At 71.0% G+C, this 21,001-nt stretch carries 18 protein-coding genes; 11 read left to right on the top strand and 7 right to left on the bottom strand.

Going from position 1 to position 21,001, the window contains the following annotated elements; translation table 11 throughout:
- Positions 1-9: 9 nt before the first annotated feature.
- Positions 10-1,524: a nucleobase:cation symporter-2 family protein gene (locus H576_RS14555; protein ID WP_084502488.1), complete on the top strand. Its 1,515-nt coding sequence runs from the start codon at positions 10-12 to the stop codon at positions 1,522-1,524.
- Positions 1,525-1,601: 77 nt separating this feature from the next.
- Here H576_RS14555 and H576_RS14560 read toward each other — a convergent pair whose 3' ends face one another.
- Positions 1,602-2,822 (bottom strand): ROK family transcriptional regulator, encoded by a 1,221-nt coding sequence (locus H576_RS14560; protein WP_036319496.1) that lies wholly within the window; start codon positions 2,820-2,822, stop codon positions 1,602-1,604.
- A 1-nt stretch (position 2,823) separates the two neighbouring features.
- Positions 2,824-4,359, bottom strand: coding sequence for a sugar ABC transporter ATP-binding protein (locus tag H576_RS0106080; protein WP_029150203.1), 1,536 nt, complete (start codon positions 4,357-4,359; stop codon positions 2,824-2,826).
- A 185-nt stretch (positions 4,360-4,544) separates the two neighbouring features.
- On the opposite strand from H576_RS0106080, the gene chvE reads away from it, so the two are divergent.
- The 3 genes from chvE to mmsB all read left to right on the top strand — a co-directional run bounded on the left by chvE (position 4,545) and on the right by mmsB (position 8,540).
- On the top strand, positions 4,545-5,693 hold the full coding sequence (gene chvE / locus H576_RS0106085; RefSeq protein ID WP_029150204.1) for a multiple monosaccharide ABC transporter substrate-binding protein: 1,149 nt from the start codon (positions 4,545-4,547) through the stop codon (positions 5,691-5,693).
- 82 nt (positions 5,694-5,775) lie between these two features.
- Positions 5,776-7,323: a multiple monosaccharide ABC transporter ATP-binding protein gene (gene mmsA / locus H576_RS0106090; protein WP_029150205.1), complete on the top strand. Its 1,548-nt coding sequence runs from the start codon at positions 5,776-5,778 to the stop codon at positions 7,321-7,323.
- Positions 7,320-8,540, top strand: a complete 1,221-nt coding sequence (mmsB, locus tag H576_RS0106095; protein ID WP_029150206.1) for a multiple monosaccharide ABC transporter permease — start codon at positions 7,320-7,322, stop codon at positions 8,538-8,540. Before mmsA ends, mmsB begins: the two co-directional genes overlap by 4 nt.
- Here the strand turns inward: mmsB and H576_RS0106100 are convergent.
- The 5 genes from H576_RS0106100 to H576_RS14565 form a co-directional block, all read right to left on the bottom strand.
- Complete coding sequence (locus H576_RS0106100; protein ID WP_156888147.1) at positions 8,510-9,103, bottom strand: hypothetical protein; 594 nt, start codon at positions 9,101-9,103, stop codon at positions 8,510-8,512. The two genes, mmsB and H576_RS0106100, sit on opposite strands and share 31 nt — an antisense overlap.
- 23 nt (positions 9,104-9,126) lie before the next feature.
- Entirely contained in the window at positions 9,127-10,299 is a 1,173-nt protein-coding gene (hpxO, locus tag H576_RS0106105) for an FAD-dependent urate hydroxylase HpxO (protein WP_029150208.1), read from the bottom strand.
- Between the two features lies 1 nt (position 10,300).
- Entirely contained in the window at positions 10,301-10,621 is a 321-nt protein-coding gene (gene uraH / locus H576_RS0106110) for a hydroxyisourate hydrolase (protein ID WP_029150209.1), read from the bottom strand.
- Entirely contained in the window at positions 10,621-11,118 is a 498-nt protein-coding gene (uraD, locus tag H576_RS0106115; RefSeq protein ID WP_029150210.1) for a 2-oxo-4-hydroxy-4-carboxy-5-ureidoimidazoline decarboxylase, read from the bottom strand. Before uraD ends, uraH begins: the two co-directional genes overlap by 1 nt.
- A 285-nt stretch (positions 11,119-11,403) precedes the next feature.
- Positions 11,404-12,102: a GntR family transcriptional regulator gene (locus H576_RS14565; protein ID WP_051172258.1), complete on the bottom strand. Its 699-nt coding sequence runs from the start codon at positions 12,100-12,102 to the stop codon at positions 11,404-11,406.
- Between the two features lie 184 nt (positions 12,103-12,286).
- Here H576_RS14565 and H576_RS14570 point away from each other — a divergent pair, with 184 nt between their 5' ends.
- From H576_RS14570 to H576_RS0106155, 7 genes are all read left to right on the top strand, one after another.
- Positions 12,287-13,204, top strand: a complete 918-nt coding sequence (locus tag H576_RS14570; protein ID WP_036319500.1) for an ABC transporter permease — start codon at positions 12,287-12,289, stop codon at positions 13,202-13,204.
- Positions 13,201-14,076 (top strand): ABC transporter permease, encoded by an 876-nt coding sequence (locus tag H576_RS14575; protein WP_051172260.1) that lies wholly within the window; start codon positions 13,201-13,203, stop codon positions 14,074-14,076. Before H576_RS14570 ends, H576_RS14575 begins: the two co-directional genes overlap by 4 nt.
- Complete coding sequence (locus tag H576_RS0106135; protein ID WP_029150211.1) at positions 14,073-15,653, top strand: dipeptide ABC transporter ATP-binding protein; 1,581 nt, start codon at positions 14,073-14,075, stop codon at positions 15,651-15,653. Before H576_RS14575 ends, H576_RS0106135 begins: the two co-directional genes overlap by 4 nt.
- A gap of 48 nt (positions 15,654-15,701) precedes the next feature.
- The gene (locus H576_RS0106140) at positions 15,702-17,237 is read left to right on the top strand and encodes an ABC transporter substrate-binding protein (RefSeq protein WP_169564312.1); all 1,536 of its coding nucleotides are present in this window, start codon (positions 15,702-15,704) and stop codon (positions 17,235-17,237) included.
- Positions 17,237-18,448 (top strand): amidohydrolase family protein, encoded by a 1,212-nt coding sequence (locus H576_RS0106145; RefSeq protein WP_036319503.1) that lies wholly within the window; start codon positions 17,237-17,239, stop codon positions 18,446-18,448. The genes H576_RS0106140 and H576_RS0106145 overlap by 1 nt, the downstream gene beginning before the upstream one ends.
- Positions 18,445-19,425 carry an ornithine cyclodeaminase family protein gene (locus H576_RS0106150; RefSeq protein ID WP_029150214.1) on the top strand — a complete coding sequence of 327 codons (981 nt, stop codon included), beginning with the start codon at positions 18,445-18,447 and terminating at the stop codon, positions 19,423-19,425. The genes H576_RS0106145 and H576_RS0106150 overlap by 4 nt, the downstream gene beginning before the upstream one ends.
- Before the next feature lie 77 nt (positions 19,426-19,502).
- Complete coding sequence (locus H576_RS0106155; protein WP_036319505.1) at positions 19,503-20,993, top strand: NCS1 family nucleobase:cation symporter-1; 1,491 nt, start codon at positions 19,503-19,505, stop codon at positions 20,991-20,993.
- Positions 20,994-21,001: the final 8 nt, after the last annotated feature.

Raw genomic sequence — 21,001 nt, forward strand, 5'->3', positions numbered from 1 at the left:
TTCCGGCCCATGAGCACCACCGAGCGCCCCTCACGCGACAGCAACACCGTCGATTCGATCCCGCCGCTCGCGCGGCTGTTCCCCCTCGGGCTGCAGCACGTGCTCGCGATGTACGCGGGAGCCGTCGCGGTGCCGCTGATCGTGGGAGGGGCGTTCGGGTACTCGGGCGCCGACCTCGCGTTCCTCATCAGCGCCGACCTCTTCGTCGCGGGACTCGCGACGATCCTGCAGTCGGTCGGGTTCTGGCGCTTCGGCGTGCGCCTGCCGCTCATGCAGGGCGTCACGTTCGCGGCCGTCGGGCCCATGATCGCGATCGGGCAGAGCTACCCGATCACGGCCGTCTTCGGGGCGACGATCGCGTGCGGCGTCTTCATGGTCATCGCGGCCCCGTTCTTCTCGCAGCTGCTGCGCTTCTTCCCGCCGATCGTGACGGGCACCGTGATCCTCATCATCGGCCTGACGCTCATGGGCGTCGCCGCCGGGTGGATCACGACGGGGACGGAGGACGGATCCGCGACCCCCGTGAGCCTGTCGTTCGCCGCCGGAACGCTCCTGCTCATCGTCCTCGTCGAGCGCTTCGCGCCGCGCGCCCTCGCCCGCGTCTCGGTCCTGCTGGGCCTCGTCGTCGGCACCGTCGCGGCGCTCTTCGTCCCCGGTATGGTCGACTGGTCGGGCGTCGCGGACGCCGCGTGGTTCGGCCTCGCGACGCCGTTCCACTTCGGCGCCCCGACCTTCGAGGTCGTCCCGATCGTGTCGATGATCATCGTGGGCCTCGTGATCATGACCGAGACGACGGGCGACATGATCGCGGTCGGCGAGATCGTCGACAAGCCCGTCGGGCGGCGCCAGCTCGCCGACGGCCTGCGCGCCGATGGCCTCGGCACGATCCTCGGCGGCCTGTTCAACACGTTCCCGTACACGGCGTTCGCGCAGAACGTCGGCCTCGTCTCGCTCACGGGCGTGCGCTCGCGCTTCGTCGCGACGGCCGCGGGCGTGATCCTCGTGATCCTGGGCCTCCTGCCCAAGGTGTCGGCGATCGTCGAGGGCGTCCCCCGCGCGGTGCTCGGCGGCGCCGGGATCGCGCTCTTCGGCATGGTCGCGGCGAGCGGCATCCGCACCCTCTCGAAGGTGAAGTTCGACAACCGCAACATCCTCGTCGTCGCGCTGTCGGTCGGCATCGCGCTGCTGCCCACCGTGAGCCCCGACATCTACGCGCAGATGCCCGACTGGTTCCAGCTGATCTTCGACTCGGGGATCTCGGCGGGCGCGATCGCGGCGATCCTCCTGAACCTCCTGCTCGGCGGCGCGGGCGCGAAGAAGCGCTTCGGGAAGGATCCGGCCGTCCCGACCTACGACGGCATGCGCGGGCCAGCCCCGGCCGCGCTGGTGCACCCCGAGGCGACGGGCACGGGCCTCATCCCGGTCCAGATGCTCGACGACCACGGCGAACCGCTCGACCTCGTCGACGCCGACGGCAGGCCCGTCGCGGCCCACGTCGTGATCCCGGAGAAGGACGCGCCGTAGGCCCCGGCCCCGACGCTCTGACGATGTGCCGGCTCCCGCCGAGACGGGGCCCGGATCGTCAGGGCCTCGCGCGATCGTCAGAGTCTCAGCGACGCGGGATCCGCGAGGAGCGGCGCGAAGGCGAGCTCGGCCGGGCCGATCTGCATGAGCTGTGATCGCATGCGCGAGCGCTCGAGGCGGATCTGGCGGCCCTCGGATCCCATGGGCTGCACCGTGACGGCGTCGGAGAGCCGCTCGCGGCTCGTCGAGAGCAGCACGCCGAGGTAGCCCGCGAGGACGACGGTCTGCGGTGCGAACGCGTTGACGAAGTTCGTGAGCGCCGTCGAGAGCAGGTCGACCTGCCGCTCGAGCTCGGCCGTGATCCGGGCGTCGCGCATGACGCCGAGCTCGATGTCGAGCTCGTCCTCGTCGAGCTTCTTCCTGCCCAGCATGTCGAGGACGCGGTTCGGGGTGACTTCGGCCGCGAGGCAGCCGCGGCGGCCGCACTCGCACCGCGCGCCGCCCGGGTTGACGACCGTGTGGCCCAGCTCGCCCGCGAACCCGTTCGTGCCGCGCAGGAGGTTGCCGTCGAAGATGAGCCCGCCGCCGATCCCGTGCCGGGACCCCGACAGGTAGAGCATGTTGTCGATGCCGCGGCCCATGCCGAACCGCGCCTCCGCGAACGCGCCGACGCCCGCGAGGTTGCCGACCGACGTCGGCACGCCGAGGGCGTTCGTGAGCCGCGCCGCGATGCCCTCGCGCTTCCAGCCGAGCGACGGCGCGACGAGGACGAGGCCGGACGGATCCACGAGCCCCGGCACCGCGAGGCCCGCGCCGACGAGGCGGTAGTGGCGTTCGATGTCGGCGCGCATGCCGTCGACGAGCGAGGCCGCGATGGACGCGAACCGGCGCGGGCTCGGCGCCGACGCGAGGTCGTGCCGCACGCGCGAGTGCACGGCGCCGCCGAGGCCCACGAGGCCGAGCTGCACGCCGTCGGGCTCGACCGAGATGCTCAGCGCGACGACGCTGTCGTCGGCCTCGACGCGCACCGAAGGACGCCCGACGCGGCCCGTCGGCGCCGAGGACGTCTCGCGCACGAGCCCGAGCTCGAGCAGCTCGGCCACGAGCGCCGCGACGGTCGAGCGGTTGAGGCCGACGGCCTCGCCGATCGCGGCGCGCGAGAGCGCCCCCTCGGAGTGCACGAGCCGCAGCACCGTCGAGAGGTTCTGCTGGCGCACCTGGTCGTTCGCGGATCGGGCCCCGAGGGTGCGCGGCGGCTCAGACGCCCATGGCGCCTGCGGAGCGGCGGACTCGGGCATCTCAGCCAACGCTACCCGCCGCTCCGATGAGGCTCATGAGCAGTTCCTGCGTGGCGTCGCGGCGCAGCGTCTCGCCCGTGATCCGGCCGCCCGCGACGGCGTAGATCCGGTCGGAGAGGCCCAGGATCTCGGGCAGGTCGGACGAGATCACGACGATCCCCTTGCCCTGCGCCGCGAGCTCGTTGATGATCCCGTAGATCTCGTAGCGCGCGCCCACGTCGATGCCGCGCGTCGGTTCGTCGAGGATGATCACGTCGGCGCTCGTGAAGAGCCACTTGGCGAGGACGATCTTCTGCTGGTTGCCGCCCGAGAGGCTGCCCGTGACGGCCCGGACCGACGGCGCCTTGATGTTCATCTTGTACCGGTAGGCGTCGGCCACCTTGTGCTCGCGCAGCTCGTCGACGAGTCCGACTCGGGTGAGGCGCTCGAGCGCCGCCGCCGACACGTTCTTCTGGATGTCGCCGATGAGGTTGAGGCCCAGGCGCCGCCTGTCCTCCGTCGCGTAGGCGAGCCCGTGGCGGATCGCGTCGTCGATCGTGCGCAGCCGCACCTCGACCCCGTTCTTGAACACGCGGCCCGACGCCGAGGATCCGTACGAGCGGCCGAAGAGGCTCAGCGCGAGCTCGGTGCGGCCGGCCCCGACGAGCCCCGCGAGGCCCACGATCTCTCCCGCCCGCACCGAGATGTCGGCGTGGTCGACCACGACGCGGTCGTGATCCGAGGGGTGCCGCACCGTCCACCCCTCGACCCGGAGGAGCTCCTCGCCGATGTCGCGCTCGCGCGGCGGGAAGAGGCTCGCGATGTCGCGGCCGACCATGGCGCGGATGATCCGCCCCTCGCTGCGATCGGCGTCGTCGCGCCGGATCGTGTCGGCCGTGCGCCCATCGCGCAGCACCGTGATCGTGTCGGCGAGATCCAGGACCTCGCGGAGCTTGTGCGAGATCACGATGCAGGTCATGCCCTGGTCGCGCAGGTGGCGCACGAGGGCGATGAGGCGGTCGGAGTCGGCGCCGCCGAGCGCCGCCGTCGGCTCGTCGAGGATCAGCAGGCGCACGGGCTTCGCGAGCGCCTTCGCGATCTCGACGAGCTGCTGCTGGCCGATCCCGAGGTCGCGCACCTTCGTCGCGGGGCTCTCGGAGAGCCCGACGCGCTCGAGGAGCTCGGCGGCGTGCTGGTTCGTGCGCTCCCAGTCGATGACGCCCATTCGGGTGATCTCGGACCCCAGGTGGATGTTCTCCGCGATCGACAGGTGGGGGACGAGCGAGAGCTCCTGGTGGATGATCGCGATGCCCGCGCGCTCGCTGTCGGGCACGGACCGGAAGGCCACGGTACGGCCGTCGAACTCGAGGGAACCCTCGTACGACGACGCGGGGTGGACGCCCGAGAGGACGTTCATGAGCGTCGACTTCCCGGCGCCGTTCTCGCCGCAGATCGCGTGGATCTCGCCGCGCTCGACGGCGAGCGACACGTCGGCGAGCGCGGGGATCCCGTGGAAGGCCTTCGTGACCCCGCGCGTGCGGAGGATGGGATCGGGCAATCGCGTTCCTCTCTGAACGGCGGGCGACGAGTAGACGATACGCGATTGTAATTTGTCCGCAGGCCCCGCAATATGTAATCTTCCACACGGCGGATCCCTTCCGCACCCGACAGAGCAGTCACCCGACGCCTTCACCCGAGGCGTCGCCAGGGGGATCGCTCGCACTCAATGAAGAGGACACAGCAATGAAGCGAACCAGCATGCGCATCGCGGCCGTCACCGGCGCCGTGGCGCTCGGCCTCAGCCTCGCGGCCTGCTCGGGCAGCAGCTCGGACGGCGGCTCGGACGGCGCGGCCGCCGAGGACATCACCGTCGGCGTCGCGATGCCGACCGAGACGAGCGAGCGGTGGATCGCCGACGGCGACGCCGTGCAGTCGCAGCTCGAGGACGCCGGCTACGACGTCGACCTCCAGTTCGCCAACGACGACATCCCCACGCAGCAGCAGCAGATCGAGCAGATGGTCACGAACGGCGCCGACATCCTCGTCGTCGCGTCGATCGACGGCACGGCGCTCGCGAGCCAGCTCGAGGCGGCCAAGGAGAAGGGGATCCCCGTGATCGCCTACGACCGCCTCATCAACGGAACCGACGCCGTCGACTTCTACGTGACGTTCGACAACTACCAGGTCGGCGTGCAGCAGGCGCAGTCGCTGCTCCGCGGCCTCGGCTACCTCGACGAGAACTACGAGGAGACGGGCCTGACCGACGAGAAGGTCATCGAGCTCTTCGGCGGATCGCCCGACGACAACAACGCGACGTTCTTCTGGAACGGCGCGATGGACACGCTCCAGCCCTACCTCGACGACGGCCGCCTCACGGTGGGCTCGGGCCAGACCGAGTTCGACCAGGCCGCGACGCTGCGCTGGGACCAGGCCACGGCCCAGAAGCGCATGGAAGACCTCATCACGTCGACCTACAGCGGCGGATCCGGCCAGCTCGACGGCGTGCTCTCGCCCTTCGACGGCATCTCGCGCGGCATCATCACGGCGCTGCAGAACGCGGGCTACGGCGACGACATCGAGGCCGGTCTCCCCGTCGTCAGCGGCCAGGACAGCGAGATCGCCTCGGTCAAGCTGATCAACGACGGCGTGCAGTTCGCGTCGATCTTCAAGGACACGCGCTCGCTCGCGTCCGAGGCCGTCACGGCCGCGTCGGCGTACGCCGAGGGCGACGAGCCCGAGGCCAACGACACCGAGTCGTACGACAACGGCAACAAGGTCGTCCCGTCGTTCCTGCTGCAGTCCGACATCGTCGTGCAGGACAACATCCAGTCGCTCCTCGTCGACTCGGGCTACTGGACCGAGGACGAGGTCGCGTCGGGCATCGCCGACTGACCCACCCCACCGTCGGCACGACCCTCTCGGCCGCCCCTCACCGGGCGGCCGAGAGGCGGCGTGCCGCTATGAAAGGAGAACGATGTCTGACGCGATCCTCGAGATGCGCGACATCACGAAGGACTTCCCCGGCGTCAAGGTGCTGAAGGGCGTCAACCTCAGCGTCGAGCGCGGGTCGATCCACGCGATCTGCGGCGAGAACGGCGCGGGCAAGTCGACGCTGATGAAGGTGCTGTCGGGCGTGTACCCCCACGGCTCGTACGGCGGACAGATCCTGTTCGACGGCGAGGAGGCGAAGTACTCGTCGATCAGCGACTCCGAGAAGCACGGCATCGTGATCATCCACCAGGAGCTCGCCCTCATCCCCTACCTCTCGGTGGGCGAGAACATCTTCCTCGGCAACGAGCAGAAGTCCGGCGGCCTCGTCGACTGGAACCGCACCAACGTCGAGGCGATGAAGTACATGAAGCGCGTGGGGCTCGACGAGAACCCCACGACGCCCGTCGAGCAGCTCGGCGTCGGCAAGCAGCAGCTCATCGAGATCGCCAAGGCGATGACGAAGGACGTCAAGCTCCTCATCCTCGACGAGCCGACCGCCGCCCTCAACGACAACGACTCGGAGCACCTGCTCGACCTCCTGCGCCAGCTGCGCAGCGAGGGGATCACGTGCATCATCATCAGCCACAAGCTCGGCGAGATCGTCGACATCGCCGACGAGACGACGATCATCCGCGACGGCGAGTCGATCGAGACGATCGACATGTCGGAGCCCGACGCCACGCAGGAGCGGATCATCCGCGGCATGGTCGGGCGCTCGCTCGACAACCGCTTCCCCGATCACGAACCCGAGATCGGCGAGGAGATCTTCCGCGTCGAGAACTGGTCCGTGCAGCACCCGACGCAGGCCGGCCGCACCGTCGTCGACAACGCGTCGATCTCGGTCCGCGCGGGCGAGATCGTCGGCATCGCGGGCCTCATGGGCGCGGGCCGCACCGAGTTCATGATGAGCATCTTCGGCCGCTCGTACGGCCGGGACATCGAGGGCAAGGTCTTCCTGCACGGCAAGGAGATCCAGACCCGCACGGTGCAGGAGGCGATCGACAACCACATCGCCTACGTGTCCGAGGACCGCAAGCAGTACGGCCTCAACCTCGTCGCCGACACCCGCACGAACATCACGGGCGCGGCGCTCCGCAAGCTCGCCAACAAGGCCTCGTTCATCAACGGCAACGAGGAGATCAAGGTCAGCGAGCAGTACCGGCAGAGCCTGCGCATCAAGACCCCCACCGTCATGCAGAACGTGGGCAACCTCTCCGGCGGCAACCAGCAGAAGGTCGTCCTGTCGAAGTGGCTGTTCTCGGATCCCGAGGTCCTGATCCTCGACGAGCCGACGCGCGGCATCGACGTCGGAGCCAAGTACGAGATCTACGAGATCATCAACCGCCTCGCCGACGAGGGCAAGGCCGTCATCGTCGTGTCGAGCGAGCTGCCCGAGCTGCTCGGCATCAGCGACCGCATCTACACCCTCGCCTACGGCCGGATCACGGGGCAGATGCCCGCCGCCGAGGCCACCCAGGAGAACCTCATGAACCTCATGACCATCGAGAACGACAAGGAGGTCGCGGCGTGACCAACGTCTTCTCCGAGACCTGGAGCCTGCTGACGCGCAACCTCCGCACGTCGGGCATCTACATCGCGTTCGTCGCGATCGTCGTGCTGTTCACGATCCTCACCGGCGGAACGCTGCTGGGGGCCGAGAACCTCACGAACCTCATCCTGCAGAACGCGCACATCCTCATCATGGTGCTCGGAATGCTCATGGTGATCGTGGCCGGCCACATCGACCTGTCGATCGGCTCGGTCCTCGCGTTCGCCTCGGCCGTCTCGGCCGTGTTCGTGATCCGCATGGGCATGCCCTGGTGGGTCGGCATCATCGCCGCCATCGTGACGGGCATCGTCGTCGGCGCCTGGCAGGGCTTCTGGGTCGCGTTCGTCGGCATCCCGGCGTTCATCGTGACGCTCGCGGGCATGCTCGTGTTCCGCGGCCTCACCCTGACGGTTCTGCAGAACGTCTCGCTGTCGCCGTTCCCGAGCCAGTACCAGCGCGTCGCGTCGGGCTTCCTCGACGGGCTCTTCGGATCCATCCCGCTCGGCCAGGGCGAGGGCCTCCTCGCGGTGCCGCAGACGCTCGACGTCTTCACGATGGTGATCGGCCTCCTCGCCGTCGTCGGCTTCATCGTGTCGCAGGCGCGCAGCCGCCGGGCGCGCATCGAGTACAACCAGCAGGTCGAGTCGACCCCGCTGTTCATCGGCAAGCTCGTCATCGTCGCGATCGTCATCCTCGCGTTCGCGTTCGCGCTCGCCTACAACCGCGGCTTCCCGATCGTGCTCGTGATCCTCGGCGTGCTCGTGCTCGCGTACCAGATGATCACCAACCGCACGGTGTTCGGCCGCCGCGTCTACGCGGTCGGCGGCAACCTCGAGGCGGCGAAGCTCTCGGGCGTCAACGTCCGGAACATGAACTTCTGGATCTTCGTCAACATGGGCTTCCTGACGGGCATCGCGGCCGCGGTGTTCTCGGCCCGGTCGAACGGCGCGCAGCCGAACATGGGCAACATGTTCGAGCTCGACGTCATCGCGGCCGTGTTCATCGGCGGCGCCTCGACGACGGGCGGCATCGGCCGCGTCACGGGCGCCCTCGTCGGCGGTCTCGTCATGGCGGTCATGTCGAACGGCATGAGCCTCATGGGCGTCCCGCAGTCGTACCAGTCGATCGTCAAGGGCCTCGTGCTGCTCCTCGCCGTCGCCTTCGACGTCTACAACAAGCGCCGCGCCGGCGCGCGGTAGCCACCGTTCAGAAGGGCGCTTCCCCCGCGGGGGAGGCGCCCTTCTGCGTTCAGGCGACGGGCGACGATCAGCCACCAATGACGGTCGGCGACCCTGTCCGCTGCGGCGTCGATGTCCACCCAGGCCCCGGAGACGGTCGGCGGGAGCGGAGCGAGCGGCTCGAATACGGGCACGTACGCGTACGGCGCTGGGTGCGGATAGTCGGAGCCGGGCACCGGCACGACGTTGCGGATCCAGCCGATGCAGCGGTGGACCGCATCGACTTCGCCGTGGGTCCTCGCCGCCAGCCGACGGAGTCCGTCGGCAGGCGTCGCTCCGTCGAGACGCAGCGACGGCAGATCCGGCCCTCGTTCCGTCTCGACCAGGAAGAGGCGTCGTTCGCCGCGGGTCAGCAGGATCCGGACGAGGATGCACGGGTCCGGGACGACGAGGTCGTCGCCGGCCCAGGCCTCGGCGCGGCCTCCGCGGGGAAGCCACGGCGCCGGGTCGACGACGCCGATCAGCCGAGGGGCCCGCGAGGGGACATCTTCCTTCCCGGAGGACATCGAATCGGATGTCCGCACGGCAGGAAGATGTCCTTTCGGCGTCACGGGAGGTCGGCCGACAGGCCCGTCGGGCTCTCGAGGATGTTGCCGACGATGCCCTTGATGATCCGCGATCCGTCGGCGCCGCGGAGGCCCGCGTACCAGCCCTCCGTGTATTCGGGATCGAACGCGTGCGTCTCGTGCGCGCGGGCGCGGCCGCGCTCGACGAGGTCGCCGGCGCGCTCGGCGCGGGCGCGCTCGTAGCGCTTCAGCGTGTCCTGCGGGCTGAGGGTCGTCATCGAGAAGAGCAGGCCGAGGACGAACGAGTCCTCGAGCGCCGAGCACGCGCCCTGGCCCACGTCGGGCGCCGTGTTGTGGGCGGCGTCGCCGAGGATCGCGACGCGGCCGCGGACCCAGGTGGTGAAGGGATCCAGATCCCAGATCTCGACGCGGTTGAGCGACGCGTCAGGGTCGATCGAGTCGATGATCGACGCGACGCCCGGCGCCCATCCCGCGAACGCCTCGCGCAGGGCGCCGTGCTTCGACTCCGGCTCCTCGCCCGAGGGTCCGGGGACGTCGGCGAAGAAGTAGAACCGGTCGCCCGCGACGGGCATCGCGGCGAAGCGCTTGCCCGCGGCGACGTAGGTCGTCCACTGGTCGGCGGGGCCGAACGCGGCGTTCGCGGGGACGAGGCCGTTGTAGTTGACGTAGCCGCGGTAGCTGCGCTCGAAGGTCTCGCCCACGACGTAGTCGCGCACGATCGACCGCGCGCCGTCGGCCCCGATCACGATGTCGGCCGAGTCGGTGGATCCGTCCTCGAAGGTGACGGTCGCGGCGTCGTCGTCCTGGTCGACCGACACGGCCTTCATGCCGAGGCGGATGGATCCCTCGCCGACGCGGTCCATGAGCAGCTGCTGCAGGTCGGCCCGCGCGACGGGGTAGGGGCGCTGGCCCGTCTTCTCGGTGATGGGGGCGAGGCTGAACTCGGTCATGGTCTCGCCCGTGAGGCCCTCGAAGTAAGCCATGGAGTCCATGCGGCCGCCGAGATCCGCGACCTCGCGCTCGAGGCCCAGCCAGTTGAGGACCTTGATGCCGTTCGACCAGAGCGACAGAGCCGCGCCGACGGGCTTGTTCTCGCGGATCCGGTCGTAGACGACGACCTCGTGGCCGAGGCGCTGGAGGGCGATCGCGGCGCTCGTGCCGCCGACGCCGGCGCCGATGATGATGACCTTCATGTCACGACCCCCGGTAGGTGGAGTAGGCGAACGGGCTGAGCAGGATCGGCACGTGGTAGTGCCGTCGGTCGGCGACCGTGAACGTCACGGTGACGAACGGGTAGAACGCCTCGACCCGCTTCGCCGCGAAGTGGTCGCCCGTCTCGAAGCGGAGCGTGTAGTCGCCGGGCGCGAGCTCGTCGGGGCCGAGGCCCGCGCGGCCGTCGGCGTCGGTCGTGCCCTCGGCGACGGGTTCGCCCGCGGCCGTCGTGAGGGCGAGGCGGATCCCAGGGGCCGGCGTCCCGGACGCGGCGTCGAGGACGTGGGTCGTGAGGTGGGGCATCAGTCCTCCAGGGTCTGGGAGATGCGGAGGAGGGCGATCTCGGCGAGCTGGGCCGCCGCCTCGCGCCACTCGTCGGAGGGGTCGTTCTCGAGGCGCCGCTCGAGCTCGGCGAGCATCTCCTCGGGGGAGCGGCCCGCGGCGCGGATCAGGAAGACGCGGCCGAAGCGCTCCTCGTAGGCGGCGTTGCCGGCGGCCATGCGCGCGGCGACGTCGCCCGACGCCGAGGCCATCGCGGCCTGCTCGCGGCGGGAGTGGTCGGCCTCGGCAGAGGTCTCGGCCACGCGGGCGCCGATCCGCGGGTGCTGCGCGAGGGCGGCGTCGAGATCCGCCTCGCTCCACTCCCGGGCGGCATCCGCCGCGAGGTCCGTCACCGCCTCGACGGAGGGGAAGGGGCGGGCGTCGACGATCCGCGACACCCAGGCGGGCACGTCGGCCCATACCGTCACGACCGCGCGCGCCTCTTCGGGCGGCAGGCCGTGGAACTCGCTCAGCTGCACCCCGCCAGAGTAACGGCGCCGCATTTCGGCCCCGTTGCGGGCCGCCCGCGGGGCAGGACTACGGCAGAATTCGCCGGGATCTGCCGTAGGGCCCCGAATCGGGGGCTGCGGGTCGGTTCTGCCGTAGTCGTGCGCGGCGGTCGGCGGAGCCCGGGGTGGGCGACGCCCCGCGGCCGGCTCGGGCCCCGCCGGCCCGCGCCGGGCCATCTGCCTGGCCTGCCCCGCGCAGGAGCACGGCAGATCTCGCCGCAACCTGCCGGAGGAACCCCGATCGGGGGCCGCGGGTCAGTCCTGCCGTCGTTGTGCCGGGCGGCGGCGTCGCGGTGCCGGCGCCTCGGCGGGCAGCCGGTCGGCCAGCAGTGGCAGCGACTCGACGGCGGCGCGCTCCACGTGCGCCGAGGCGAGCATCATCGCGAGGTCGCGGCGACCGGCGACGATCGCGTCGACGAGGTCCTTGTGCTCGCGCCACATGCCCGGGGTGTCGCGCTCGGGGGTCAGCCGGAACAGCCACCTGACGCGCCCGCTCATGAGGCTCGACATCCGCCGCAGCAGCGCGTGGCCCGACACGATGAGGATCTCGTCGTGCAGGTCGGAGTTGCGGGTCGAGGGCGGGGTGTCGCCGGCGTCGACGTGCGCCGTCTCGAGCGCCCGGACGAGCGGGCTCGTGTCGGCCCCTGCCGCGGCCCGATCGGCCGCGAATCCGGCGGCGAGCGGCTCGAGCTGGCGACGCAGGTCGAAGACCTCGCGCGCGTCGGTGAGCGTGAAGGTGTGCACGACGGACCCGCGCCGCGGTCGCGACTCGATGAAGCCCTCGGCCTCGAGGATCGGGAGCGCCTCGCGGACCGGGATCCGCGACACCCCCAGCTGGGCAGCGATCTCGCGCTCGCCCAGTCGCTCGCCCATCGCGATCTCGCCCGTGATGATCTGCTCGCGCAGGTGATGCGCGATGCGCGTGGGCATGCCCTCGTCGGAGTCGGGTGTCATGGTCACATCCTCTCAGGTGGGTGCGCCGGATCACCGAGTTGGCATGCCAAATGCGGCCGAAGAGAGGGGCAATCGAAACAAAGCACGACATTTGGTATGCCAAAGTGACGGCGACGTAAGGCTTCTGTGACGAGTGGATTACGCGGCCCGGATCGGGGGAAGCGCGCCCCTAACGTCGCTTCCCGTGATCGTCTTCCTCCTCCGCAGGCTCGGCCTGGCGCTCGTCACGGTGTTCCTCGTCGTGACGATCGCCTTCGTGCTCGGGCGCGCCACCGGCGAGCCCGGCGCGCTGCTGCTCCCCGACAGCGCGTCGGCCGACGACATCGCCGCGCTCAACGCATCCCTCGGCTTCGACCGCCCGCTCGTCGTCCAGTACCTCTCGTATCTCGGCGGCCTCGTGACGGGCGACTTCGGCGACTCCTACCGACAGCGGGTCCCGGCCATCGGGCTCGTCCTCGAACGGATCCCCGCGACCTTCGAGCTCGCCATCTGGTCGTTCGTCTTCGGCTTCGCGCTCGCGCTCGTCGTCGCCCTGCTGATCCAGCTGACGGGCAGCCGTGCCCTCCGCGCCGTCGCGAACGCGCTCGGAGCCGTCCGCCAGTCGATCCCCGACTTCTTCTTCGGCCTCCTGCTCGTCCTCGTCTTCTCGGTGCTCCTCGGGGTCCTCCCGTCCCTCGGCCGGACGAGCCCCGAGAGCCTCGTGCTCCCGGTGCTCACCCTCACAACGGGGCAGTTCGTGATGTACCTGCGGCTGCTCGACGCGTCGCTGAGCTCCGAGGCCGGTCTCGACTACGTGCGCACGGCATTCGCGCAGGGGCAGCGGCGGTCGGCGATCCTCGTCGCCCAGATGCTGCCGAACGCGATCCTCCCCGTGCTCGGCATGGCGGGCCTCAACCTCGGGGGCCTCCTCGGCGGCACCGTCGTCGTCGAGGTCGTCTTCGCCTGGCCCGGCCTGGGGCAGCTGCTGACCGAGGCGGTGAGCCAGCGCGACTTCCCGATCGTCCAGACGGGCCTGCTCTTCGTCGCGCTCATGTTCATCGTCGTGAACACCGCGGTCGACGTGATCGTCGCGCGCATCGACCCGAGGACGGCCTCCGCATGACCTCCCAGACACTCGCGCCGCGTGCGGCCGTCGCCGCGCGCCGCCGCCTCCGACCGGCCGCTGTCGCCGGGATCGCGATGCTCGCCGGAGCCGTCGCGCTCGCCGCGATCCCGCCCCTGCTCCCCGGCTTCGACCCGCTCGGACAGGACCTGCCTTCGGCGCTCCTCGCCCCGTTCGCCGACCCCGCGCACCCGCTCGGCACCGACGCGCTCGGGCGCGACATGCTCGACCGCCTGTCGCTCGCGACGAGCGTCACGGCGGGCATCACGCTCGCGATCGTCTGCCTGAACGCCCTGATCGGGACGGCCGTCGGGATCCTCTCGGGATACTTCGGCGGCCGCGTCGAGGCCGTCGTCGGCGTCGTGAGCAACGTCATGCTCGCGATGCCGGTCGTCCTGCTGCTCATCGCGATCTGCGCGGTCCTGCGCCCGAGCGCGGGGCTCACGGTCGCGGTCCTCGGCCTGACCTGGTGGGTCGGATACGCCCGCGTGACGCGCGGGATCGCGGCCTCGCTGCGCCGACAGGACTTCGTGATCTCCCCGCTCACGCAGGGCGCCGACACGACGTGGGTCCTCGTGCGCCACATCGTGCCGAACGTGTGGCCGCACACCCTCATCATCGCCGTGACCGACATCTCGACGATCGTCCTGCTCGAGTCGTCGCTCGAGTTCCTCGGCCTCGGAGTGCAGCCGCCGATCCCCAGCTGGGGAGGCATGATCTTCGACGGCCAGCGCTATCTCGGGACGGATCCGTGGATCGCGATCCTCCCCGGGGCCGTCATGTTCCTGGCCGTCGCGGGCGCGCAGCTCCTCAGCCAGCAGTTCACCTCCGAGGGCCGCGGCGTCCTCCTGCGCCGGGGAGGAATGCGATGAGCGTTCTCAGCATCACGGATCTCGTCGTCGAGACGACGGCGGACGAGCCCGTCGAGCTCGTGCACGGCGTCTCGCTCGACGTCGCGCCCGGCGAAGCCCTCGGCGTCGTGGGGGAGTCGGGTTCGGGCAAGAGCCTCACCGTGCTCTCCTCGATGGGACTGCTGCCCGCCGGCGTGCGCCGGGCGTCCGGATCCATCCGCCTCGACGGCGTCGAGATCACGGGGCACGACGAGCGTGCGATGCGGGGGATCCGCGGGCGCACGGCCGCGATGGTGTTCCAGGACCCGATGTCGTCGCTCAACCCGCTGCGGTCGGTCGGCGCCCAGGTCGCGACGGCCGTGCGGGTGCACCGGCCCGACCTGTCGCGCAGGCGGGCGCGGGAGCGCGCCGTCGAGCTGCTCCGCTCGGTCGGGATCCGCGACGCGGCCGAGCGCGCGGCGACCCGGCCGCACCAGTGGTCGGGCGGCATGCGGCAGCGCGCCATGATCGCGATGGCGATCGCCCACGACCCGCTTCTGCTCATCGCCGACGAGCCGACGACGGCGCTCGACGTCACGGTCCAGGCGCAGGTCATGGGCCTCATCGACGAGGTGCGCGAGCGGACGGGGAGCGCCCTCGTCCTCATCACGCACGACCTCGGTCTCGTCGCCGAGCACACCGACCGGATCGCGGTGATGAACGCGGGCCGGGTCGTCGAGACGGGGCCCACGCTCGGCCTGCTGCGCGGGCCGGAGCATCCCTACACGCGGCACCTGCTCGCCGCGCGGCCCGAGGCGATCGAGCCCTCGCGCCCGTCGGCCGAGGGGGCCGGCGCCCTCGCGCTGGACGCCCAGAACATCGTCGTCGAGTACGCCGTGCCCGGGCAGGAGCCCGTGCGCGCCGTCGACGACGTCTCGGTGCAGGTGCGGCCGGGGGAGACCGTGGCGATCGTCGGAGAATCCGGGTGCGGGAAGTCGTCGCTCGCCCGCGCGATCCTCGGGATCCAGCGCGCGACGTCCGGCGTCGTGCGGCTGGGCGACGAGGAGGTCCCGGCGTCGCTCGCGGCGCGCAGCGCCGCCCAGCGCGAGGGCGCCCAGCTCGTCTTCCAGGACCCGTATTCTGCGCTCGATCCCCGGCTCACGGTGGGAGAGATCGTCGCCGAGCCGCTCAGGATCCGCCGCTCGTACCGCCGGGACCGGGTCGAGGACCTGCTCGCCGACGTCGGGCTCGACGCGGCCTTCGCTTCGCGTCTGCCCGGCGAGCTGTCGGGCGGTCAGCGCCAGCGCGTGGGCATCGCGCGTGCACTCGCCCTCCGGCCGAAGCTCCTGATCCTCGACGAGCCGGTGTCGGCGCTCGACGTCTCGATCCAGGCCCAGGTGCTCGAGCTCCTCGACGATCTGCAGCGCCGTCACGCGCTCGGCTACCTCTTCATCTCGCACGATCTCGGCGTCGTCCGCAATGTCGCCGACCGGGTCGTCGTCATGCAGGAGGGCCGCGTCGTCGAGGAGGCACCCGCCGCCGAGGTCTTCTCCGCTCCGCGGCACCCGTACACGCGCGTCCTCCTCGACGCCGTGCCCCGCATCCCCGATGCGCTCTGATCCCGATCCACGCACCGTCCCGAACGCACCTCATCGAAAGGCATGACCATGACCACGACCAGACGCCGCGTCCTCGCGGCAGGATCCGCGCTCGCCGCGGGAACCCTCGCCCTCGCGGGCTGCGCGGGCGGCTTCGCCGACGACGCAGCCGCCGGAGGCGAGGCCGCCCCGACCTCGATCACGGCCGCGCTCGCGACCGACCCGACCTCGATGGACCCGATCAAGGCCGGCGCCCTCGTCGTCCTGTCGGTCTTCTTCCACACCTTCGACCAGCTGACGTCGATCTCGGCCGACGGCGAGCTCGAGCCCGGGCTCGCGCAGTCGTGGACCGCGAACGACGACGTGACCGAATGGGACTTTGCGCTCGCCCCCGACGTCACCGCGAGCAACGGCGAGGCCATCACGGCCGACGACGTCGTGTTCACCTACGAGACGATCCTCGCCGACCCCACGGGCGAGAACTACGCGTACCTGAGCGCCGTCGACTCGGTCGAGAAGATCGACGACCTCACGGTGCGCTTCCACCTGAACGCGCCGTTCTCGGCGTTCCCGCGCAACACCTCGCTGATCTCCATCGTCCCTGCCGACACCTACCAGGAGATGGGCGCCGACGCGTTCGCGGCCGCACCCGTCGGATCCGGCCCCTACGTCTTCGACAGCATCCAGCGCGGCGTCGGGTACGACCTGAAGCGGAACGACGACTACTGGGGCGACGCGCCGGCATACGACGAGATCACCTTCCAGCCCGTGACGTCGGACGAGTCGCGCGCCAACGGCGTGCTCTCGGGCAGCCTCGACGTCGCCCAGATCGGCCCGACCCAGGTGGAGAGCGTCGACGCGAGCGGCCAGGCGCAGGTCTCGTCCGGTCTCTCGAACGGCGTCGTCTTCCTCGGCGTCAACTCGACGAGCGGTGTCCTCGCGGACCAGCGGGTGCGGGAGGCGGTGTCGCTCGCGATCGACAAGCAGGCCATCACCGACAACCTGCTCATGGGGCTCGCGGAGCCGGCGTCCTCGATGCTCGCCCCCGCGGTCGAGGGATCCTCGGACGACGTCACCGACGCGGGCTACGACCCCGAGCGGGCGAAGGAGCTGCTGGCCGAGGCCGGGTACGCGGGCGAGGCGATCCCGTTCGACTACGCGACCGACGGGCGCATCCCCCTGTCCTCCGAGGTCGCGCAGACGATCCAGGGCTATCTGCAGGACGTCGGCATCTCCGTCGAGATGAACGGCGCCGACCAGGCGAGCCACACCCTCAAGGTGAAGAACAAGGAGTTCGGCGGCATCTACCTGAACACGTGGGCGCCGTCCACGCTCGACGGCGACCTGCCGCTCACGTCGCTCTACGAGCCGGCCGGCGAGAACAACTACGCGCAGGATCCGAAGACCGAGGAGCTCGCGATCGAGCAGCGCGGAGTCGTCGGCGACGATCGCGAGGCGGCGTTCGCCGAGCTGCTGCAGTACAGCAACGACGAGGGATACTTCGTTCCGCTGTACGTGCCCATGAACAGCTTCGCGGCCGCGCCGGCGCTCGACTTCACGCCGCGCGCCGACGGCCTCTACGACTTCACCGAGACGAGCGAATGATGAGCCAGACGATCCTCGCCGACGTCCGCCCCTGGGGCGGAGCACCCTCCGACGTCGTCCTCGACGGAGACCGGATCGATCGGATCCTGCCCGCCGGATCCGGCGAGCCCGGCGCCCGGGTCGGGGGGCGCGGTCGGATCCTCCTGCCCTCGTTCAGCGACGTGCACGTGCACCTCGACTCGACCCGCATCGGGCTTCCGTTCCGCCCGCACACGGGGTCGCCCGGGGTCTGGAACATGATGCTCAACGACCGGGACAACTGGCGCGGCGCCGAGGAGTCGCTGGCGTGGCGCACGACCGAGACGCTCGGACGGATGATCGCCCGCGGCACGACGACGGTGCGCACCTACGCGCAGGTCGACGTCGATGCGGGGCTCGAGAAGCTCGACGCGGTCCTCGCCGCGAAGGAGACCCACGCGGGCCGCGCCGAGGTCCAGATCATGGCGTTCCCGCAGGCGGGGCTGCTGCGGGAGGACGGGTCGGCGGAGGTCCTCGACCGCGCGATGGCGAACGGCGCCGACGTCGTCGGCGGCATCGATCCGTGCGCCCTCGACCGAGACCCCGTGCGCCACCTCGACATCGTGTTCGGCCTCGCCGAGAAGCACGGAGCGCAGATCGACATCCACCTGCACGAGCCCGACCAGCTCGCGCGCTTCTCGGCCGAGCTGATCGTCGAGCGCACGCGCGCCCTCGACATGCGCGGCCGCGTCACGGTCTCCCACGGGTACGGTCTCGGCCGGCTGCCCGAGGGCGAGCTGCGGGCGCTCCTCGAGCAGTTCCGCGAGCTCGACATCGCGATGGCGACCGTCGCGCCGCCGACCCCGCTCCCGACGCTTCTCCTCGCCGAGTACGGGATCCGCCTCGGCCTCGGCGAGGACGGCCAGCGCGACTACTGGTCGCCCTACGGGAACTGCGACATGCTCGACCGCGCGTGGCAGATGGCCTTCACCAACGGCTTCCGCCACGATCGCGACATCGAGCACGTCGCGGCCGTCGCGACGATGGGCGGCAGGTCGGTGTTCGGATCCGCGCCCGCGCTCGCGGGAGCGGACGACCGGCCGGGGCTCGCCTCGGGCGACCCCGCCGACCTCGTCCTCGTGCCCGGCGACACCGTGGCGGCGGCCGTCATGGACCGCGGCGCCGACCGCACCGTGCTCTTCCGCGGCGCCGTCGTCGCCGACGGGCTCGCCCTCGCGGGGGCCGCCGCGTGACGCTGATCCTCACCGCGTCCGAGCTCGAGGGACTCGTCGACCGCCGCGCGACGATCGAGGCCGTCGCGAACGTCTTCGCCGAGATCGCGCGGGGCGAGGCGGATCAGCCCGCCCCGACCTCGATGGCGACGGCCGCGGCGACGGGCCGCTACGTCCTCATGTCGGCGCTCTCCGACAGCTCGGGCTCCGCGGCCGTCAAGCTGCTCGCCGACGTTCCGGACAACGCGGCGCGCGGGCTGCCGACGCAGCGATCGGTCATCGCGCTCGTCGACCGCGTCGACGGCGGCGTGCGGGCGATCCTGCACGGCGGCGTGCCCACGCGCGTGCGCACCGCGGCGGCGAGTGCCGTCGCGACCCGGGCGCTCGCCCGCGAGGACTCGCGCGTGCTCGGCCTCGTCGGCGCGGGCAACCTCGCCCGCGAGCACATCCTGCAGCTGCGGGAGGTGCGCGCGTTCGACCGGGTCGTCGTCTGGTCGCGCACGCGGGAGCGGGCCGAGGCGCTCGCGGCGGAGGACCTCGGCGCCCCGGCGGAGGCCGTCGCCGACGTCGCCTCGGTGTTCGCCGCCGCCGACGTCGTGTGCACCCTGACGCCGTCGGTCGAGCCGATCGTGCGCGGCGAGTGGCTGCGCCCCGGCCAGCACGTGAACATCGTCGGCGCGCGGCCGCGTCCGACGGAGCGCGAGGTCGACGCCGCGACCATGGCGCGCGGCCCGATCTGGGTCGACGACCTCGCGACGGCCGAGACCAAGTCGGGCGATCTCCTGCTCGCGATCGCCGAGGGATCCGTCGCCCTCTCCGACGTCGCGGGCTCGGTCGGGCAGGCGATCGTCGGGGCCGCGCCCGGCCGGTCGAGCGACGAGGAGATCACACTCTTCGACTCGGTCGGGATCGGGGCGCAAGACCTCGCGATCGCCGACGTCCTGGTCGCCGCGGCGCGGGATCGCGGCGTCGGCACCGAGATCGACCTCACGTCGTGACGCGCCCCGCGAAACTCGGCCGAAACACCCCGCTTCTAGGGTGGGGCGACACTTCCCCCGCACGCACGGAGAGCGCCATGTCCGTTTCGCAGCCCGCGACCGCCTCCCGGTCCGACGCCGCATTCCAGTTCGACACCGAGGTGGGCTCCGACACGAGCCCGCTGCTCATCAACGACGACCTCGCGCCGCTGCCGCGCGAGCGGCGCCGCTGGGGCGCGGCCTCGATCTTCAACGTCTGGACCAACGACGTGCAGTCGCTCGCGGGTTACACACTCGCGGCGAGCCTGTTCATCACGAGCGGCATCAACGGGTGGTGGGTCTTCGCGGCGATCGTCCTCGCGGGCTTCGTCATCAACTTCCTCGTCGACCTCACGGGCCGGCCGAGCGTGAAGTACGGCATCCCGTACGCCGTCATGGCGCGCTCGGCGATGGGCGTGCGGGGCGCCCAGTTCCCGGCGCTGATCCGCGGCATCGTCGCCATCTTCTGGTACGGCGCGCAGACGTACTTCGCCTCGCAGGCGGTCGCGCTCGCGCTCGACGCCGTATTCGGATCCCCGGATCTCCCGCTCTTCCTCGGCATGGACGCGATCGACTGGGTCTCCTACGTGCTCGTCGTCGCGCTCCAGCTCGCGCTCTTCATCCGCGGCATCGCGTGGATCGAGCGCTTCCTGAACTTCGCGGGGCCTGCGGTCTACGTCGTGATGATCGCGCTGCTCGTGATGATCTGGGTCGCGGCGGGCGACGAGATGCTGCCCGCCGTCGCGTCGATCTTCTCGTCGAACGACGTCACCGGCTGGGCTGCGGTCGGTGCCTTCGTCGGGGTGGTGGGCTCGATGATCGCGTACTTCTCCGCCGTCGTCATCAACTACGGCGACTTCTCGCGCTTCGCGCGGTCGCGGCGATCCATGCGGCTCGGGAACTTCCTGGGCCTGCCCGTGAGCCTCGCGCTCTTCAGCTTCCTGACCCTCTTCATCACGGCCGGCTCCTACGTCGTTTTCCAGGGCGGAAAGGGCGACCCCATCGACAGCCCCGCCGAGATCGTGGGCCTGACGGGATCCGTCGCACTCTCGATCCTCGCCGCGATCGTGTTCGTCGTCGCGACCGTCGGCGTCAACCTCGTCGCGAACTTCATCCCCCCGGCCTTCGACGTGTCGAACCTCGCGCCGCACCGCATCAGCTTCCGCACGGGAGGGTGGATCACGGGCGCGATCGGCTTCGTGATCGGCGCACTGTGGGTGTCGACCATCGACCGCGTGGGCTTCCCGGTCTTCGTCGACACGCTCGGCGCGGTCCTCGCGCCCCTCTACGGCGTCCTCGTCGCCGACTACTACATCGTGCAGAAGCGCACTCTCGTCGTGCCGGACCTGTACTCGATGGATCCGCGCGGGCGCTACTGGTACCGCGGGGGCTGGAACGTGCGCGCCGTCGTGGCGGTGCTCGTGGCCGCGGTGTTCTCGGTCTCGGCGGTGTGGATCCCCGCGCTGGCCTTCCTCAGCGGCTTCGCCTGGATCATCGGCGCCCTGCTCGGCGGCGCGCTGTACGTCACGGCGATGGCCGCCCGCCGGTGATCGCGTGA

Origin of the sequence: Microbacterium indicum DSM 19969 (assembly GCF_000422385.1) — a bacterium.
Lineage (GTDB): Bacteria > Actinomycetota > Actinomycetes > Actinomycetales > Microbacteriaceae > Microbacterium > Microbacterium indicum.

Coding starts and splice junctions, on each gene's coding strand:
- H576_RS14555 (WP_084502488.1), top strand. CDS start 10: ATGAGCACCACCGAGCGCCCCTCACGCGACAGCAACACCGTCGATTCG.
- H576_RS14565 (WP_051172258.1), bottom strand. CDS start 12,102: ATGACACCCGACTCCGACGAGGGCATGCCCACGCGCATCGCGCATCAC.
- H576_RS0106135 (WP_029150211.1), top strand. CDS start 14,073: ATGAGCGTTCTCAGCATCACGGATCTCGTCGTCGAGACGACGGCGGAC.
- chvE (WP_029150204.1), top strand. CDS start 4,545: ATGAAGCGAACCAGCATGCGCATCGCGGCCGTCACCGGCGCCGTGGCG.
- hpxO (WP_029150208.1), bottom strand. CDS start 10,299: ATGAAGGTCATCATCATCGGCGCCGGCGTCGGCGGCACGAGCGCCGCG.
- H576_RS0106140 (WP_169564312.1), top strand. CDS start 15,702: ATGACCACGACCAGACGCCGCGTCCTCGCGGCAGGATCCGCGCTCGCC.
- H576_RS0106155 (WP_036319505.1), top strand. CDS start 19,503: ATGTCCGTTTCGCAGCCCGCGACCGCCTCCCGGTCCGACGCCGCATTC.
- mmsA (WP_029150205.1), top strand. CDS start 5,776: ATGTCTGACGCGATCCTCGAGATGCGCGACATCACGAAGGACTTCCCC.
- H576_RS0106145 (WP_036319503.1), top strand. CDS start 17,237: ATGAGCCAGACGATCCTCGCCGACGTCCGCCCCTGGGGCGGAGCACCC.
- uraH (WP_029150209.1), bottom strand. CDS start 10,621: ATGCCCCACCTCACGACCCACGTCCTCGACGCCGCGTCCGGGACGCCG.
- H576_RS14560 (WP_036319496.1), bottom strand. CDS start 2,822: ATGCCCGAGTCCGCCGCTCCGCAGGCGCCATGGGCGTCTGAGCCGCCG.
- H576_RS14575 (WP_051172260.1), top strand. CDS start 13,201: ATGACCTCCCAGACACTCGCGCCGCGTGCGGCCGTCGCCGCGCGCCGC.